The organism is Actinokineospora iranica, from assembly GCF_900101685.1.
Classification (GTDB): domain Bacteria; phylum Actinomycetota; class Actinomycetes; order Mycobacteriales; family Pseudonocardiaceae; genus Actinokineospora; species Actinokineospora iranica.
In genome coordinates, this window is record NZ_FMZZ01000002.1 from 470887 (window position 1) to 487092 (window position 16206).

Consider the following 16206-nt stretch of genomic DNA (forward strand, 5'->3'; position numbering starts at 1 on the left):
AAATGGTTGCGTCGGATCGGGCTCGGGCCGACAGAATGCAGCCGTGCCCCTCTCCGCGCGACGGCTGCTTCGCGACCTCGACCAGCTTCCCCACCCGGCCCGCCAGCGGACGCTGGCCGCGACCGCGTGCGATCTCGACGCCGATGACCTGCGTGTTCTCCTTGACGGGCTGCACGCGGGCGACTCCTTCGCCCGAACCGTGGGACTGCGCATCGCGGTGGTCGCCGGTGATGTGGGGCATGTGGAGCGGTGTCTGGCCGGTCCGGAGACCGCGCTGCGGGGGCACGCCGTGGGCGCGGCTGTCCGGCTGGGTGTCCCGGCGGTGGCCGCCCAGGTGGACACGTTCCCCGCGGCTGTGCGGCGGAAGCTCTATGGCGCGGTCCGCGGGCTCCGGCGCACCGAGTTGGCCGATCCGCTGCTGCCCCGGGTCCGGGCGCGGTTCGGCGACGCCGAGGCCGTGGCGGTGCTGCCCGCCTGCTCGGGGCCGGTCGTGGCGGCAGCGCTACCGGAACTCTCTTATGCCGTCGGAAGCTGGGGCGCGCTCGCTCACCGGCACCCGGTAGTCGTCCTCGATCACATCGAAGCCGAGTTGGACAGCACGCCCCGAGCGCGGTGGCCGGAGATGGGGTTCCGGCTCGGGCAGGTCTTGGGCGCCGTCGCCGCGGCGGCGCCGGACCGGGTGCTCGCGGTGTTGGAGCGCACCGAGGGCCTGGGGATGCCGTCCGCGGTGGCGGGCGTCCTCGCCCGGCACGACGCGGCGCGGCTGCTGCGGGTGCTGCTCGACCCCCGCCGGGTGGGGCCGCTGCCGACCGGCCGGGCGCTGTGGCGGGCGCTGCTCGGCTGCGCCGACGCCGACCTCGCCGCGCTGGGCCGGGTGCTGCGCGGCGACCAGGTGCCCGGGTTCCTGCGCGTCCTGCCGCCCGCGCGCCGCGCGGCGGTCTACGCGGGCGTGCTCGGCGAACGCGACCTGGTCAGCGCCAACGTGCCGTTTTCCGTGTTGGACGAGTTGCCGCGCGCGGCCCGCGCCGCCGAAGCGGAGCGGCTGCTGGCGCTGCGCGGTGTCGCCGACGACCCGAAGGCGCGGCTCGCGGTGGCCGCGCGCACCGCGTGGGCGAAGGCAGCGCCGGTGCTGGCCGAGGCGACCCGCCGGTCCACAGCGGACGAACGCGCCGAGGCCTACCCGCTGGCCATCGCGGCGGCGGCCGGAACCCGCGACCCGGATTCGTTCGGCACGTTCCTGGCGTCGCTGACCAGGCTGCGCAACGAGCAGGAGCCGGTGCGGGCCGCCGCGTTGACGGCGCTCGCCGAGGCGCCACCGTGGCTGATCCGCGACGCCGACGTCCCCGTGGTCATCGGGCTGGTCACCGACGCGACCGAGGCGCGTGACCGGTCCTGGCTCAGCGACCACGCGATCCGCACGCTGTCCACCCGGCTCATCCGGGAGGGCGCGGTGAGTCGGCGGCAAGCCCTGGTCGACGGCGGTGTGGCGGCCCTGGAGCGGCTGGGTGAGACGGCTGCCTGGCTGGATCTGCACAGGTTGAACCACGCGCTGCCGCGCGGCGCCGAGCACGAGGTGTTCGCCGCGCTGCGGCCGCGGATCGACGCCGAGGCGCGGCAGGGCCGGTTCGTCGTCGCGCTCTCGCTTGCCGCGGGCCTGGGTAAGCGGGCGTGGGACATGCCCGAGCTACAGGCCTTCGTGGACCGCGCCCGCCGAGCCAAGGACGACCGGACCGTGGGTCAGGCGATCGGGCTATGGCTCGCGGCGCCCGCTACCCGCGGTGAGCGGGTCGAACAGGTGCTGCGCGCCGACCCGTCCACCATCACCTTCCACGCGGTCCGCAAGGTGATCGCGCGGCATCGGACCGACCTGCTGGACAACGTGTTCTCCGGCCCCCTGCACGGCCGTTTCCTACGGCGCGGTGTGCGCCACATCCCGTTCTTCCACGGCTGCTTCCACGCCTGGCTGCCTCGGCAGAACGCGCGATACGTCCGGCTCTTGGCCGATTTCGCGCGAAACAAGTCGGTGCCTCTGCACGAACGGGTGGCGGCGACCAGGACGCTGCGTGGAGTGCCTGGGTCCGCGGCCGCGCTGCGCCAACTGGTCAGAGCCGAGGAAGTCTCGATCGCCGAGTCGGCGATGGCGGCCCTGGCCTGGACCGACGAGCCCGCCGACGTCCTGCCCGACCTGATCGCGTGGGCGAACACCGACCGGGCGCGGGTGGCGGTGTACGCGGTGGGCCGGTGCGCGCGGTTCGTCATGCCGGAGCCGCTGGGCAGGATGCTGGAGCCGCTGCTGACCAGCCAGAAGGTGACCTCGCGCAAGGAGGCCGTGCGGCTGGCGGTCGAGCACCGGGTGCCGGGCGCCGCCGCCGTCGCCGCCGGGGTGTTCCGGGCGCCGTCGCAGCACCGCGACGTGCGCCGCGCGGTGGTCTCGGCGTGCCGTCTGCTGCTCGACGAGCCGGTCGCCTGGGAGATCCTGGCCGAGGCGACGACCGACGAGCGCGCGGTCGCGACGGCGGTGGTGGAGACCGCGCGGGACGCCGTGCCCGAGCGGCACCGCGCCCGCTACGCCGAGCTGGTGCGCGCGGTGGCCGCGTCGACCGACCCGGACACGGCGCTGCGCGGCCTGTCGGTGCTGCCCGTGTGGAGCCGCTGGGACACCGGCGGGCCCGGCGTCCTGGTCGACCTGGTCACCGACCTGGCGATGACCGCGACCTGGCGGCAGGCGGTGTGGGCGTTGGCGGCGCACGCGGGCACGACCGACGACCCGGCTCCACTCCTGGCCGCCGCCCGGGGCCTGCTGGCCGCCGGGGAGACCGGCGGCCCGGATCGCGACCTGCCCGCCCGGCAGCGGCTGCTGGAATTGGTCCGGGTGGTCGCGGACGCCGCTGTCGCGGGGCCGGGAAGGCCGCTCGCGGTAGCGCTGTCCGACCTGCTTACCGACGTCGAGGACTATCGGGATGCGGCCGTCACCCTGGCGCTTGCCGCGGCGCCGGTAGAGCGGGCAGATCCCGCGCCGCTGCTTGCCGCCCACGCGTTAGCCGTGACCCCGGTGCTGCGGTGGCGGGCGAGCCGGGCGCTGCGAACGCGCCTGCGCGAGGTCGTGCACCGCCTCCCGCAGGACGACCTGCCCGCGCTCGCGCACGCCCTGGCCGCGGACGCCCCGGCGTTCGCCTTGGCCGTGGCCCAGGTGGCGGGCACGGCGGGCGGCTGGACGGCTCCGCTGCGGGATGTGCTGGCCGGACTGCGCGCCCATCCGGACCAGGACGTGCGTCGAGCGGCACTGGACACGTTCACCGTCGCGGAGTGACCCGTGCGCCGTACGCGGCCATTGGCGGCGGTTCGGCGGGTGGCCCGCGGTCACCTTCCGGGTGATTATCGCGGCGGGGAGTCAACCTGAAAGAGCAGTTCGCCCCTCGGCCGCCTTGCTACCGTGGACGAGTCACCGACGGCGAAGGGAACCGAGAAATGCCGGAGCCAGTACTGGTCTCGATCGCCGCCGCGCTCGCGGCGAAATCCATCACCGGGGTCTATGAGCTGGTGAAGACCAAGTTCGCCAAGCGCGCCGAGGCCGCGGCGGCGCTGGAAGCCGCCGAGGGCGCCGCGCCGGATTCGGCCGAGGTGGCCGCGCTGGCCGACGAACTCGCGCGCGCGGAAAAAGCCGACCCGGCATTCCACACCGAACTGCGGTCGGAGTGGGCAAAGGTGGCGGTGCACCAGCAGGCCGAGCACGGCGGCGTCGTCAACCAGATCACCGGCAATGTCAGCGGCAAGGTGCTGCAGGCCCGGGACATCCAGGGCGGCGTGACCTTCTGAGCCCATGCCCTTCCGGGCCGCGGCGTTAAGCACGGGCGCGGCGGGGACCGCGGCGACGAATCGCCGCGGTCCGTCCCGGTGAAAAGTCTCCTCAGCCGGAGAACGCGGCCTTCTTCGCCTTCGAGCCGCCGTTGGACTTGGCCTTGACGGTGTGCGCCTCCTCGAAGGCCTCAACGACCGCAGAGGGGATGCGGCCCCGCTCGGAGATGTCGTGCCCGTTCTGGCGCGCCCAGTCGCGAATGGCCTTGGTCTGCTCCTTGCTGCGGGCGTCGCCTGCGGGCTTGACGGCCGAGACCACGGCGTTGCGCTTGACCCGGCCACCGGTGCGCCGGGCGGCGGCGACGAACTCGGCAAGCTGTTCGCGCAGCCTGGTGGCGTTGGCCTCATTCAGGTCGATCTCGTAGTTCGCACCGTCGAGGCTGAATTCGACCGGGCGGATGTCGTCGCCCGCCGAACCATCCAGGTCGTCGAAAAGCTGGACAATGGTCTTCTGAGCCATGAGGCACCTCACTGAACACGCGGCGTCATCGGGAATTGGATAGCGAGTGGCGAAACCACCCCCACGAACAGTACCCGCCAGTCACCCGATAGGCCAAATACTTCCCGTTCGCCGAATGCCCCGCGTGTCGCAGACCACTGGCGGACGGCCGGTGATTCCGGCGGCTTCCGCCATCGTTCATCGGCATTCGGCGTCCGCGAAACCTGACAAGGCCACTCACAGAAACCACACTTCCGGCCGCGGTTGTCCGCATCATCGGCTGAACCCGGAGCCGGACGATCACAGTAAGCCACCGCTGAAACCCCGAGCGCCGAGGGCGGCCCGGCATCCGATTTGGCCGGTCGCACCCCCGATGTTGTCACTGCGGCGCACGGAGTTTGGCACCCGAGGCAAGGGTTCGACCCGTGTGGAGCGCCCGCGGCGGCGGGGCGAATGGGTGCGGATAGGACGCCAACCGGGGTATTCGACGCACCCACGCGGTGTTCACCGATAGCCACCGAAATTGCCGAGCCGGGCATGTCCAGGCGAGGAAGGCTCAGTCGAGCCGAGCCCGCGCGATGTCCACCCGATCGGCGGCATCAGGCGGCGGCGTGAGGGTGACGCCCGCGTCGGTGAGCATCGTCAGGTCCAGCGCCCAAGTCTTGGCCGACCGCCTGCTCCACACTGCGAACGCGGCCTCCACACGCAGCGCCGCGTCGGCGTGGCCGCGCAGCCCGGCGAGCCCGAAATGGGTGGCGCGGTGGCAGTCGGCACACAGGCAGATCAGCCGCCGCAGCCGCTCCCAGTCGCGCGGGGAGACGCGCAATCGCTTCAGCCGACTACGAGATCGGTGCCCCGACCTGACGAAGTGAGGTTCCCATGTCCGAGACCCTGCCTTTCCTGGTGACGCTTGACGACGAGCAGGCGACCGGCGGCGACAAGGGCATTCTCGGCAAGCGTGACGAGCCTAAGGTGCGCCCCATCCCGATGGCGGTCCTCAAGGAGAACCTGCGCGCACCGTCGGCGGCCTGCGGGAGCTGTTCGACGAAATCCGCCGACGGCGAGGGCGCCACGATCGGCCACCGGATCGAGAAGAAGTTCATCAGGGAAGCCGACCCGGCGAGACCCTGCTGCGTTACCTGAGCGGCCACGGCATCCACCACAACGGCATCCACCACAACGGCATGGATCACCTCGTCCCGGAGGGCGCCATGTGCGAGGCGGACGGCTTCCCGGGCACGTGCGTGCCCATCTCGTTCGTCCGCAGGGCTGAGCAAGTCCCCGGCGCGGCTTCGTCGGCAAAGCCGACTCCTACCGGCAGGACCCGCTCGACGCAGGCTTCACCGACCTGGCCGGGGACGTGTTCGCCCCAGGCCGGTTGCCGGAACTGGTTCGCGCGCCGCGCATGGACGCCTCGTTCCTCACCGAGTCCGACCGTGAAGCGGGCCTGCGCTCGGTTCGCCTGGTCGCCTGCTCGAACGAGACGGCGCAGGAGATCCGGGAGTAGTCGCTCGGCTTCGTGCTGCTGACCGCGTACCGTCTGGCGATCTCCCCGGTGAACCTGCCGGAAGTGTTGGTGGATCACTTGGGCATTCGTGATCCCGCCGACCTTTCGGCTCTACACAAGACAAGTCGTACGGCTACATGGGAGAAACGCTGCCGCAGCAGGGTGTTGTGGCCCTCACGACGCCAACCTCCGCTTCCGCCTGGCCGAGGACCGAGTCCAGGAACTCCTTACCGGAGAACAACTCTCCGACTCCGTGGAGCATCGAGGCGATCGAGATTTCACTTTCCCATGCACTGAAAAGCACTTTCCGCATCGGACGCACTCACACAGGCAGCGCCCGAAAATCGACTACTCCGCGCCTGGAAGCTCGACTACACGAAACACAAGCTCCACGGAGGTGACGACGCGACTACAACAATACGGCTTTCAGATGTCTGATCCGGAAAGCCTGCCGGACCGATACGACACTGACGGGTTAATTCTTATCAGCATCAATATCAGCTTGACCCCGCCCAGGCTGGAGCACGAGGAAGCGGTCCCGCTTGACCACATCCTTCGGGCAGCAGGACATTTTTCGCACGGCCACCGCAGAAATTGCCCAATGACTGCGAAGACTAGGCCATGGCCCGCGTTGGCCGTACCGCCCGCGCGAACAGTCTCCAGAGACTTGACGCTTGTCAGCACCAAATTCGACGGCAAGCCTGCGAATGCTGCCCGCGAGGGGTGCGACCACGGCTGAGCTGGCGCGGCGACTGGTGGGATTCGGGATGAAGTTGCCTGCGGGGATTGAGTTTGTGGAGTCAGGGAAACGTCAGGAAGACGTCAGCCAAGAGTGGCAGAGTTGTTCTCAGCAAGGCAGTGAGGACAACAGAAAACGCCAGGAGAGGTGCCCGGAGCGGCTTATCGGGTTCCTAACGCGAGTCAGGAAGGGCCTCGGCCCGCGCAGGTTCGAATCCTGCCCTCTCCGCCGACCACCACCCCATTGCCCGTTCCGCCGGGGCCGCTTACCCCCCATGGCTTGCCCCGGCGGAACGGGCACTCACACGTCCAAGGACTGCCAGTCCACCACCGGTGCCGCCCAGTCTCGGATGGCGGCGAGTAGGCCTAGGCGGGCCGCTCGGATTGCCGGGTCTTCGGCCATCACCAGGATTTCGTCGAAGAATGTGTTCACCGGCACGGTGAGAACTGATGCCGCTGGGACGAACTCCGACAGGGTGGCGCCCGCGGCTTCTTGGGCCTTCACAAAAGCCTGGTGCAGTGCGGACTCCGCGGGTTCGGTGAGGACCGCCGGGTCGTAGCCGGATGCGGTGTCCTTCGGCACGATGCGGCGGACGCGCTGCAAAGCGGCGACCAGTGCGGCGAAGTCGGGGTCGCCGACCCGCTGGGCCAACTCAGCCAGGGTTTCGTCGGCCAGGGCGGGGGCTGCCGCCAAAGGCAGGACAGCCGAGACCTGGTCGTGGGGGTGACCCGCGTCCAACAGGTGCTGTTCGTACCGTCGGGTGACGAACTCGGCGACGTCCGCCAGGACCGTGTCAGGGACGTCGATGCCTTGGGCGCGCACGCGTTCCGCGGCGGACGACAGTCCCTTCGGGACGGTGATGGCGCGCAAGGTGGGGTGGGCGCGGAGGATGGACACGACTCCCGCCGCCGCGCGGCGGAGGCCGAACGGGTCGGAGCTTCCCGTGGGCTTCGCGCCGACGGCGAACAGGCCTGCCAGCAGATCGAAGCGGTCGGCCAGGGCCAGCAGGGCGCCGGGGATGGTGGCGGGGGGCTTGTCGCCGCCCGCGCGGGGGAGTTCCATGTCGAACAGGGCCTGGGCGACCGGTTCGGGCTCGCCCGCGCGGCGGGCGTACTCGCGGGCCATGGTGCCGGCCAGGCTGGTGAGTTCGATGACCATCTGCGAGCCGAGGTCGAACTTCGCCAACTCGGCCGCGCGGCGCAGCGTCGCGGTGTCCTCTTCGGACAGGTCGGCGTCGGCGGCGAGAGCCAGGGCCACGGCTCCGATGCGGTCGGCGCGTTCGGCGACCGAGCCGAGGCGTTCCTCGAAGGCGAGCTTGGCGATGCCCGCCTTCATGTCCGCGAGCGTGGTCTGCAGGTCGGCCCGCCAGAAGAAGCTCGCGTCCTCATACCGCGCGCGCAGCACCGCCTCGTTGCCCGCGCGCACTGTGTCGTGGTCGCAGGAGCCGTTGGCGACGGCGACGAAGTGCGGGAGCAGCGCGCCGTCCGCGTCGCGGACCGGCAGGTAGCGCTGGTGCTTGCGCATCACCGTGGTCAGGATCTCGGCGGGCAGGTCGAGGTAGCGCTCGGCGAAGCCGCCGAGGATCGCGTTCGGCTCCTCCACCAGGTTGGTGATCTCATCGATCAGCGCCGACTCGGCTTCGGCGTCGACACGGCCGCCGACCGAGGCCGCGAGTTCGCCCGCCGCCGCGACGATCCGGGCGCGGCGCTCGGACTGGTCGGCGACGACACCGTGCGCGGCGAGGAAGTCCAGGTAGCCCTCGGCCGTGTCGACGGTCAGGACCGGCTCCGGCGCGGTGCGGTGCACGCGGGTCGTGCGGCCAGCGGCCACAGTGGACACCGCGACCGGGACCTCGGTGTCGCCCAGCAGCGCCAGCAGCCACCGCACCGGCCGGGAGAACGACAGCTTCGGGTCGTTCCACCGCATGTTCTTGTCCGCGCGCAGTTCCGCGACGGTCTCGGCGAGGATGCCGCTGAGCACCTCGACCGCGCCGCGGCCGACGTCGGTGCGGGTGATGCCGACGTACTCCACACCGTCCACATCGAACCGGCGCAGCTCGCCCGGGTCGACGCCCTGGCCGCGGGCGAACCCGGCGGCGGCCTTGGTCGGGTTGCCCTCGGCGTCGAAGGCGGCCGAGGCGCGCGGGCCGCGGACGGTGCGCTCGGCGTCGGGCTCGGTGGGCTCGACCGCGGCCACGACGGCCACGACGCGCCGGGGGGTGGCGTGGGTGGTGATCTCGCCGTGCCCGAGCCGGGTCGCGGCGAGCTTGTCGGCGAGCGCGCGCCGCACGGCCGCGGCGGTGCGGGTGACCTCGTGCGGGGGCAGTTCTTCTGTGCCGATCTCGAACAGCAGAGTGCGCGCGCCGTCCACAGTGGAGAACACTGTGGGCGCGGCCACAGCAGCGGGCAGCTCCGCGGTGCCCAGCGGGTGGCCCAGCTCCGCGCGGCGCTCGGACCACAGCCCGGCGACCTCGCGGGCCAGGCCGCGCATCCGGGCGAACGCCTTCGCGCGCTCGGTGGTGCTGACCGCGCCGCGCGCGTCGAGGATGTTGAAGGTGTGCGAGCACTTGAGGACGTGCACGTGCGCGGGCACCGGCAGGCGCGCGTCGAGCAGCCTGCGGGCCTCGGCCGCGTAGTCGGCGAAGAGCCTGCGCTGGGTCTCGACGTCGGCGTCGTCCAGGTAGAACCGGCTCATCTCGTACTCGGCCTGGCCGAACGCCTCGCCGTAGGAGATGCCTGGCGCGTAGGCGATGTCCTTGAAGTGGTCGACGCCCTGGAGCGCCATCATGATCCGCTCGACGCCGTAGGTGATCTCCACCGACACCGGGTCGAGGGTCTGCCCGCCCGCCTGCTGGAAGTAGGTGAACTGGGTGATCTCCAGCCCGTCGAGCCAGACCTCCCAGCCCAGGCCCCAGGCGCCGAGCGCGGGCGAGGCCCAGTTGTCCTCGACGAAGCGGACGTCGTGGGCGTGGATGTCGATGCCCAGCGCTTCGAGGCTGCCCAGGTAGAGCTCCTGCGGGTTGCCCGGGTCCGGCTTGAGGACCACCTGGAACTGGGTGTGGGTCTGCAGCCGGTTCGGGTTCTCCCCGTAGCGGGCGTCGTCGGGCCGCACGCTGGGCTCGACGTAGGCGACGCGCCACGGCTCGGGGCCCAGGACCCTGAGGACGGTGGCCGGGTTGAGGGTGCCCGCGCCGACCTCGGTGTTGAACGGCTGCACCACCATGGCGCCCCGCTCGGTCCAGTACCGGGTCAAGGCGAGCAACGCGTCCTGCATGGTCAGCACGGCGGGAACCTCACTACTACGGATAAGGGGGGTGCTCCCGCAGTCTAGGCGGTGGGCCCGACAGCCTCCGTTCGCGCCCGAGATATGGCCGATCACGCACTACTTGAAGCATTGACCCACACCCGAGTGACAATTTTCCCCATTCGAGCTAGTTCATGATCACCAGCTTGGGCTAAGACACCGCCGAAATCGCCAGCGTGCAGTCACTCAAAGTAGTACGGGGTCGCCCGAAAAAGGGAGATTTAGCAATAAGGCAAGGAATTGGCGAAAGTCGCCCCGGTGATCCTTTAGACTGTTGTCACTCCCCGATGAAGACCCGGTCATCGAATCATCGTTGACACCCCCGCGGGTCGCTCATCGTATTCCGCACGTCCGTTCCGAATAACCAGGAGAACAGTTCCCATGACCTCTGTCGACGCCGCCCCGCAAACCCCGACCGCCGATCTGGACTCCGTCCCCGCCGGGAAGCCGATGAGCGAGTCGCGCCGCGAGCTCTCCCGCGTCATCTGGCGGGCCAACGAGAACATGTTCGGCTCGGGCAAGGGCACGATCATCCTGGAGATGATCGACGACGTGGCCTGGGCGACCGCGGCCCGGCACGCCGACGGCCACGCCGTCACCGTCTCCCTGGACGACATGACCTTCATCAGCCCGGTCTGGCCCGGGGATGTCGTCTCGGCATATGCCCAGGTCGAGGACACCGGCCGGACCTCGATGGACATCGGCGTCTACGTCAGCGCGCGCCGCATGAAGGGCTCCAACGACCCCGAGCCGGTGGCCGAGGCGCACCTGGTGTTCGTCGCCGTCGACGACAACGGCACGCCGCGCCCGGTCCGCCCGGTCACCCCCGAGACCGACACCGAGTACGCCCGCCACCGGGCGGTCGCCATCCGCCGCGAGCACCGCAAGGCCCTGGCCCGCGCGCTCGCCGAGGCAGCCTTGCCCGCGACGCGATGACCGGCGTCCTGCTGCCAAGAGGGCGGTTCGACACATCCGCGGTCGAGCAGGTGGAAATCGCGGTCGCCTTCGTCAAGGAGGCAATCAACGAGGGTGACTTCGCCATTCTTGACGACTTCGCCCACCCGGATATCCGCGACCTGTCGGATGTCCGAATATTCGGCGACGGAATAAACGGCCTGCGTTTGTCCATCGTCGCCGCGCGGCGGCTCATGCCGGATATTTATGCACGCATTGTCGCGGCCCGGCGCAGTGGCGCTGACACGGTCGAGACGCGTTTGGAGTTCACCGGGACCTATCGGGGGTCCAACCTGGCGCCCACCGGCAGACACGGGCGCCAGGCCCGCTGGCGGCAGCACCACCTGTGGTCGTTCCGCGGCGTGAAGGCCTGCGCTCACCTGGGCTGGATCGATCGCGCCGCGGTCCGAGCCGCACTCGGCAGCCCCTACTGATCGCCGGGTCCCCGGTCGGCCGTCCCGATCGGCCGGGGACCCGGCGCCCGGCGCCCCACACCTCACTCAACCTCAGCAAGGAGACCAGCATGTCCGAGCTCATGACCGCGGCCGAGCACCCGTGGTGGACCGCCCTGTCCAGCATCCCGCACGCGGGCCCCTGCCCGTCCTGGTGCACCCTGGGTGACGGGCACAAGTACGACAGTGACGGACCGGACGGCGCGATCCGCGCGCACTCGGCCGAGTTCGGCGCGCACCTGCCCGCGATGGGGGTGTGCCTCACCACGGTCGAGATGTGGCAGGCGGGCGAGGTGACCATCACCGAGCCCTCCGTCGAGGTCTTCGGCGACTTCTCCTTCAGCGACCCCGACGACGCCATGCCGCTGCTCACCGCCATCACGCGGGCCCGCGCCGCGCTCCGCGACCACCTCGCCTGCGCCGCGGAAGCGGGTGTCCAGGGGTGACCGCGCCGCTCACCCGTCTGCCCGCGTGCGGCGGCGCCGCCAGACGGGTGGCAGACTCCGCCGACCCGACGGCCAGCGGGCACATCCGCGTCGTGCGCGGGTTCGCGGCCGCCGAACCGGCATCGGCCGCGGGATGACCGACGAAGGTGCGCGACGGCGTCATCCGCGGCTTCGGACCCCAGTCACACCCGCGTCCCCACCGGCCCACGAGTATGCAACCGCTTCACAGAGAGAGACCATCCACTACGGACAGTGATCAACGACTGTCGCGAGTGCATGTATATGCACAAAGCTTGGCTCCTCAACGGGCGTTGCGGAGCTCCAGCGGGGTTCCCTCCGCTGTGGCGCACGGCAAGTAGCCCGCGTCCTTGAGGCGCAGCCGGGCGACGTCATGGGTCCGCGGGTAGTTCACGAACGCCGCCTGCAACGTGCCCTCGACGGGCTGCCCTCGGGTGTAGAGGTACTCGACCGTCCAAAAGGGATAGTCCGACTCGATGCCGCCCGCGTGTCGAACACCCGGTTGTCGAGCGTGAGGGCGTTGCTCTTGCGGGCTTCGGCGACCGACGGCGCGTCGGCGTAGCCGATGGCGCCGGGGATGGCGCTGATCTTGGCGACGACCTCGGCGTTGGAGTCGCGCTCGCAGCGGATGGTGCGGGCGTCGCGGTTGCGGTCCTTCGCGACGCACTCGTTGGAGGACAAGCCGTCCTCGCCGGTGCCCAGGACGCGGCGTCGAACAGCTCCAGGCCGACCGACGAGTTGACCACGACGTGGTAGACGACGATCGCCAGCTGGTGCGCGGTCAACCCGGTCTCGGCTCCGCCGTACCGGCCGTCCGACAGCGCCGCCACGCCCCCGCCCTCGACGGGTCCAGCGCGACGAGCGAGTCCACGCCGTCGATGCTGCCGGTGGGGCGGGTGTCGGTCCGGGTGTCCCCGCAGGCTTGGGTGTACTCCCGCGCGATGGACCGCATGGCGGGCATGAACACGCTGGAGCCCTCGACGCTCAACTCCCCCGACACGCACGCGACGCTCGGGTCGGACGGTGGGGCGGCGAACACCGTGCTCACCACCAGGAACACGGTCAGCGCCAAAGCCAACGCGCCGGTGAGGCGGGGCAGGGTGACCCGGCGCTCCCGCCTCTCGTCCTTGATCAGGCTGTTGTCGTGCAGTTTGCCGGTGGCCGCGATGTCCTTGCTGGTCTCGCCGTCCGGCGTGTCCTCCGGCTCCCGCAGGACCACGAAGAGCTTGAACTTCTGCTTGCGCCGCAACGACAACTGGTCGAGCCGCACGCCGTGCCAGCGTGGGTCAGCCTCCGGTTCGTGGGGTGGCACGGGGCGCCCATCCAGCGCGTCATGCGCTGGGATGACCGCTCCCGCACGGTGCGCAGGTTGTCCCGGTCCTCGCCGGGGACGACCGGGTCGGCGCCGTTGCGGAAGAATCGCGGTCCAGCCCGCAACTGCTCGCGGACCTCCGCCGCGCCCGCCTCCGACACCCGCGCGTTTCACACCACCCGCTTGCCGAAGGTGAAGCTGAGCGGACGGTCGAAGTCGTCGGGGGCGATGTCGTAGCCGCCGTTGTTGCGGATGCGGATCACCACGATGCTCATCCGGTCGAGCAGCGCGGCCAACGTCGCCAACTGCCCGCGCACCGGGCCGTCGTCGTCGTCCGGCTTCTCCGGGCCGAGGCCGATCTTCGAGTTGTAGAGCACCCGGAAGCTGATCCGCTTGCGCCGGACCAGGAACCGGTCGACGAACGGCGTCGCGATGAGCAGCACGATGCCCAGCACCAGGTTGCCAGGACCGAGGAAGTCCAGCACCACGCGTAACGCTTCCCGCACCGACCCCAACGCGCTCTCCCGCCGTCGAACTCCGTGGCACAGGGTAGGAGCGGAACCGGGCACGTCGAGCGGACGCGGCCGTCGGTTCATCCGGGGTTCAACCGCGCGTGGTGATGTGCTCCGCACTTTCGGGAACTTCGCGGACCGGTCGCACGACAATGACAGGTGTGGACTGCATGACCTGCCGCGAAGCCCTGTCGGCCCGACTCGACGGTGAACCCGAACCAGTGCCCGCCGACATCACCGACGCCCACCTGGCCGGGTGCCCGGTCTGCCGCGCCTGGCAGACCCGCGCCCAGGACCTCTCCCGCGCGCTGCGCGTGCGCGAAGCCCCCGTCGTCCCCGACCTGACCGCCGCGATCCTTGCCACCGGGCCGATCCCGGCGCCTCGGCGCGGCGCCCTGCCGCGAGTGCTGTTGGCGCTGGTGGCGATTGGGCAGTTGGCCTTGGCCCTGACGCAGATCGTCGGCGTTGGACACGCGGAGCACGGTGGGCCGCTGGCGAACCACCTGGCCAACGAGGGCATCGCCTGGAACGCGGCCCTGGGTGTGGGACTGGGATACGCGGCGTGGCGGCCTCGGGCTGCCGGGGCACTGATTCCGGCGATCGGCGGGTTCGTGGTGCTGCTGCTGGGGTATGTGGGGTACGACCTGATCGTGGGGTCGGTGCCGGTTTCCCGGGAGCTCAAGCACAGCCTGGTCGTGTTGGGGTTGGTGCTGCTGGTGATCGTCCACCGGCGGGTGGCCCGGGACCATCCTGGTGGTGGGGACGTGTTGGGGCGGCCTGGGCATTCGGCGGCCACGGCTGGGGTGGATGAGCACCGTGCCGACTCTTCTGAGCAGCCTCGGGGACGGCATCTGCGGCCTGCTGGGCGGCATCGGGCTGCCTGAGTTCGGCTCTGGGGCCTGCTCCAGGCTATCGGCGCAGGTCAGCGCGGGGAAGAGGGGGCGCTGCGCCTGTGGATAACTTTGACCACCGCCAGGTGCCAACCGCCGATCGTGGGGGTGTTGCCTGGCTGGTGTGGTGGTCAGGGGGTGGTGGTGACCTTGATGGTGTCCACGCCGTAGACGATGGAGGTCTGGCGGAACGCCAGTGGTTCGGTTGGGTTGTGTAGGCGTAGGTGGGGGAAGCGGCGGACCAGGGCGGGGTAGGCCGCGCGCAGTTCCATTTTGGCCAGTTCAGCGCCGATGCAGCGGTGGGCGCCGTGGCCGAAGGCGAGGTGGGGGGTTGGCTTGCGGTGGGGGTTGAAGGTGCGGATGTCCTCACCGAGGGTGTTGTCGCGGTTGGCCGCGCTCAGGGAGCAGACGACCAGGTCTCCTGCGGCTATGGGGGTGCCCGCGAGGTCCATGTCGTGTCTTGCGAAGCGGGGGAATGCCACCTGGACGACGGTGAGGTAGCGGAGCAGTTCCTCCACGAAGGGGCCCACGGCCTTGTCGTCGTCGCGGATGAGGGCGCTGGTTTCCTGGTCTTGCAGGAGGATCAGGGCGCCTAGGGCCAGCATACTGGCTGTGGTCTCGAAACCGCCGGTCAGGACGCCGTCCGCCAGGCCTGCCAGTTCGCGGTCGTCTATCTCGTCGCCGTGTTCGCGGATGATCATGCCGATGAGGCCGTCGCCGGGGTTGGCGCGTTGGGCTTGGACCACGCCTTCGAGGTAGGCGAGGGACTCGGAGATGGCGCCCAGGGAGGCCCCCGCGCCGCCGAAGAGGTCGAAGCGGGCCACGGCGAGGCGTTGGAAGGCCTCGCGTTCGGCGTAGGGGACGCCGAGCAGTTCGCAGATGGTGAGGGACGGGATGGGCAGGGCGAAGGTCTGCACCAGGTCCACCGGGTCCGGCGACGCCGCCATCTGGTCCAGGCAGTCGGTGACGATGGCGTCGATGCGGGGGGCCAGCCGGGAAAGCCTGCGCATGGTGAACTCCGGTGTCAGGAGTTTGCGCAGCCGGGTGTGGTCGGGCGGGTCGGCGAAACCGAGGCCGCCGGGAGTCTGGTCCTCGACGCCGACGATCTTGCCCAGGTGGGTGTAGTCGTTGCTGAACCCGGCGGTGTCGGCGAGGACGCGTTTGTTCTCCTCGTGCCCGGTCACCAGCCACAGGTTGATCCCGAACGGCACCGGCAGCTTCGTGACCGGCTGTTCCTCGCGGATGCGGTCCAGTTCCGGAACCGGCTCCAAGCCGTCGCGGCGCAGGGGGACCAGGGCCGCCTCCGGCAGCAGCGCCAGCGCGCGGGCGCCGACCCGGCGCAGCAGCATCCGCGCCACGGACCGTCGCAGCAACCACGACATGGCGTTGCGACTGACGCTCTTCATCAGGACCACGGCGACCTTCCCCCGAGATCGACGACGCCGCAGGGCCTGGGCGACCGTCGCCGCGAGCCTACCCAAACGGGGGATCCGTCGGCGGGGGTCACCCACCCCGTCTTGTGATACAGGCCACCCCCGGCGTCTCACGCCGGGGGTGGCCTTCACGCCAACCGGGCGGGGTGCCGAGACCCGGCTGGAAACGCGCTGAGCACCCGGGTTTTCCTCCCGCGTGCTCGGCCAGTCCACCTGCCGAGACAGGTGAGCCAGGCTCAGTCAACCCCGGCCCGCTTCGGCGGCGCCAGTCCCGTCACTCCGGCGTGGAACCCGGCCGGGGCAACGCCACACAGTGTCCTGTGACAGCGGCGGGCACGGCGAAGTC

General features: G+C 70.6%; 17 protein-coding genes and 1 pseudogene. 11 read left to right on the forward strand and 7 right to left on the reverse strand.

The annotated features are described in order from the left end of the window. Window positions 1-43: 43 nt before the first annotated feature. A complete protein-coding gene (locus BLS56_RS07560) occupies window positions 44-3310 on the forward strand; it encodes a hypothetical protein (RefSeq protein ID WP_091449191.1) in 3267 nt (1088 codons plus the stop codon). A 158-nt stretch (window positions 3311-3468) separates the two neighbouring features. Beyond that, window positions 3469-3816: a hypothetical protein gene (locus BLS56_RS07565; protein ID WP_091449192.1), complete on the forward strand. Its 348-nt coding sequence runs from the start codon at window positions 3469-3471 to the stop codon at window positions 3814-3816. Between the two features lie 91 nt (window positions 3817-3907). Here BLS56_RS07565 and BLS56_RS07570 read toward each other — a convergent pair whose 3' ends face one another. Both BLS56_RS07570 and BLS56_RS07575 read right to left on the reverse strand, forming a co-directional pair. After that, a complete protein-coding gene (locus BLS56_RS07570) occupies window positions 3908-4315 on the reverse strand; it encodes a histone-like nucleoid-structuring protein Lsr2 (protein ID WP_091449193.1) in 408 nt (135 codons plus the stop codon). A 535-nt stretch (window positions 4316-4850) separates the two neighbouring features. Then, window positions 4851-5120 carry a hypothetical protein gene (locus BLS56_RS07575; protein WP_091449194.1) on the reverse strand — a complete coding sequence of 90 codons (270 nt, stop codon included), beginning with the start codon at window positions 5118-5120 and terminating at the stop codon, window positions 4851-4853. Window positions 5121-5173: 53 nt separating this feature from the next. Between BLS56_RS07575 and BLS56_RS07580 the strand changes: the two genes are divergently transcribed. From BLS56_RS07580 to BLS56_RS31315, 4 genes and pseudogenes are all read left to right on the forward strand, one after another. After that, complete coding sequence (locus tag BLS56_RS07580; protein ID WP_091449195.1) at window positions 5174-5437, forward strand: hypothetical protein; 264 nt, start codon at window positions 5174-5176, stop codon at window positions 5435-5437. Between the two features lie 217 nt (window positions 5438-5654). Then, window positions 5655-5801: a hypothetical protein gene (locus tag BLS56_RS31310; RefSeq protein WP_175482717.1), complete on the forward strand. Its 147-nt coding sequence runs from the start codon at window positions 5655-5657 to the stop codon at window positions 5799-5801. Between the two features lie 12 nt (window positions 5802-5813). Then, complete coding sequence (locus BLS56_RS33200; RefSeq protein WP_456049123.1) at window positions 5814-6098, forward strand: hypothetical protein; 285 nt, start codon at window positions 5814-5816, stop codon at window positions 6096-6098. 583 nt (window positions 6099-6681) lie between these two features. Then, window positions 6682-6768, forward strand: a pseudogene (locus BLS56_RS31315). A gap of 72 nt (window positions 6769-6840) precedes the next feature. Here BLS56_RS31315 and BLS56_RS07585 read toward each other — a convergent pair. Further along, the gene (locus BLS56_RS07585; protein WP_175482728.1) at window positions 6841-9813 is read right to left on the reverse strand and encodes a glycine--tRNA ligase; all 2973 of its coding nucleotides are present in this window, start codon (window positions 9811-9813) and stop codon (window positions 6841-6843) included. Between the two features lie 411 nt (window positions 9814-10224). Here BLS56_RS07585 and BLS56_RS07590 point away from each other — a divergent pair, with 411 nt between their 5' ends. The 4 genes from BLS56_RS07590 (at window position 10225) to BLS56_RS31320 (ending at window position 11832) form a co-directional block, all read left to right on the forward strand. Next, window positions 10225-10779 carry an acyl-CoA thioesterase gene (locus BLS56_RS07590; protein ID WP_091449197.1) on the forward strand — a complete coding sequence of 185 codons (555 nt, stop codon included), beginning with the start codon at window positions 10225-10227 and terminating at the stop codon, window positions 10777-10779. Further along, entirely contained in the window at window positions 10776-11231 is a 456-nt protein-coding gene (locus BLS56_RS07595) for an ester cyclase (RefSeq protein ID WP_091449198.1), read from the forward strand. Before BLS56_RS07590 ends, BLS56_RS07595 begins: the two co-directional genes overlap by 4 nt. 89 nt (window positions 11232-11320) lie before the next feature. Further along, window positions 11321-11695 (forward strand): hypothetical protein, encoded by a 375-nt coding sequence (locus BLS56_RS07600; RefSeq protein WP_091449199.1) that lies wholly within the window; start codon window positions 11321-11323, stop codon window positions 11693-11695. Next, window positions 11692-11832 (forward strand): hypothetical protein, encoded by a 141-nt coding sequence (locus BLS56_RS31320; protein ID WP_175482718.1) that lies wholly within the window; start codon window positions 11692-11694, stop codon window positions 11830-11832. Before BLS56_RS07600 ends, BLS56_RS31320 begins: the two co-directional genes overlap by 4 nt. A 271-nt stretch (window positions 11833-12103) precedes the next feature. Here the strand turns inward: BLS56_RS31320 and BLS56_RS32135 are convergent, their stop codons facing one another. The 3 genes from BLS56_RS32135 to BLS56_RS32145 all read right to left on the reverse strand — a co-directional run bounded on the left by BLS56_RS32135 (window position 12104) and on the right by BLS56_RS32145 (window position 13531). Continuing rightward, a complete protein-coding gene (locus BLS56_RS32135) occupies window positions 12104-12394 on the reverse strand; it encodes a hypothetical protein (RefSeq protein ID WP_228771446.1) in 291 nt (96 codons plus the stop codon). A gap of 100 nt (window positions 12395-12494) precedes the next feature. Further along, a complete protein-coding gene (locus BLS56_RS32140) occupies window positions 12495-12983 on the reverse strand; it encodes a hypothetical protein (protein WP_228771447.1) in 489 nt (162 codons plus the stop codon). A 212-nt stretch (window positions 12984-13195) separates the two neighbouring features. Beyond that, window positions 13196-13531 carry a hypothetical protein gene (locus BLS56_RS32145; protein WP_228771448.1) on the reverse strand — a complete coding sequence of 112 codons (336 nt, stop codon included), beginning with the start codon at window positions 13529-13531 and terminating at the stop codon, window positions 13196-13198. Window positions 13532-13707: 176 nt separating this feature from the next. Here BLS56_RS32145 and BLS56_RS07610 point away from each other — a divergent pair, with 176 nt between their 5' ends. Further along, window positions 13708-14421: a zf-HC2 domain-containing protein gene (locus BLS56_RS07610; RefSeq protein ID WP_091449306.1), complete on the forward strand. Its 714-nt coding sequence runs from the start codon at window positions 13708-13710 to the stop codon at window positions 14419-14421. A gap of 137 nt (window positions 14422-14558) precedes the next feature. Here the strand turns inward: BLS56_RS07610 and BLS56_RS07615 are convergent, their stop codons facing one another. Further along, a complete protein-coding gene (locus tag BLS56_RS07615) occupies window positions 14559-15833 on the reverse strand; it encodes a cytochrome P450 (RefSeq protein WP_407640492.1) in 1275 nt (424 codons plus the stop codon). Window positions 15834-16206 lie beyond the last annotated feature (373 nt).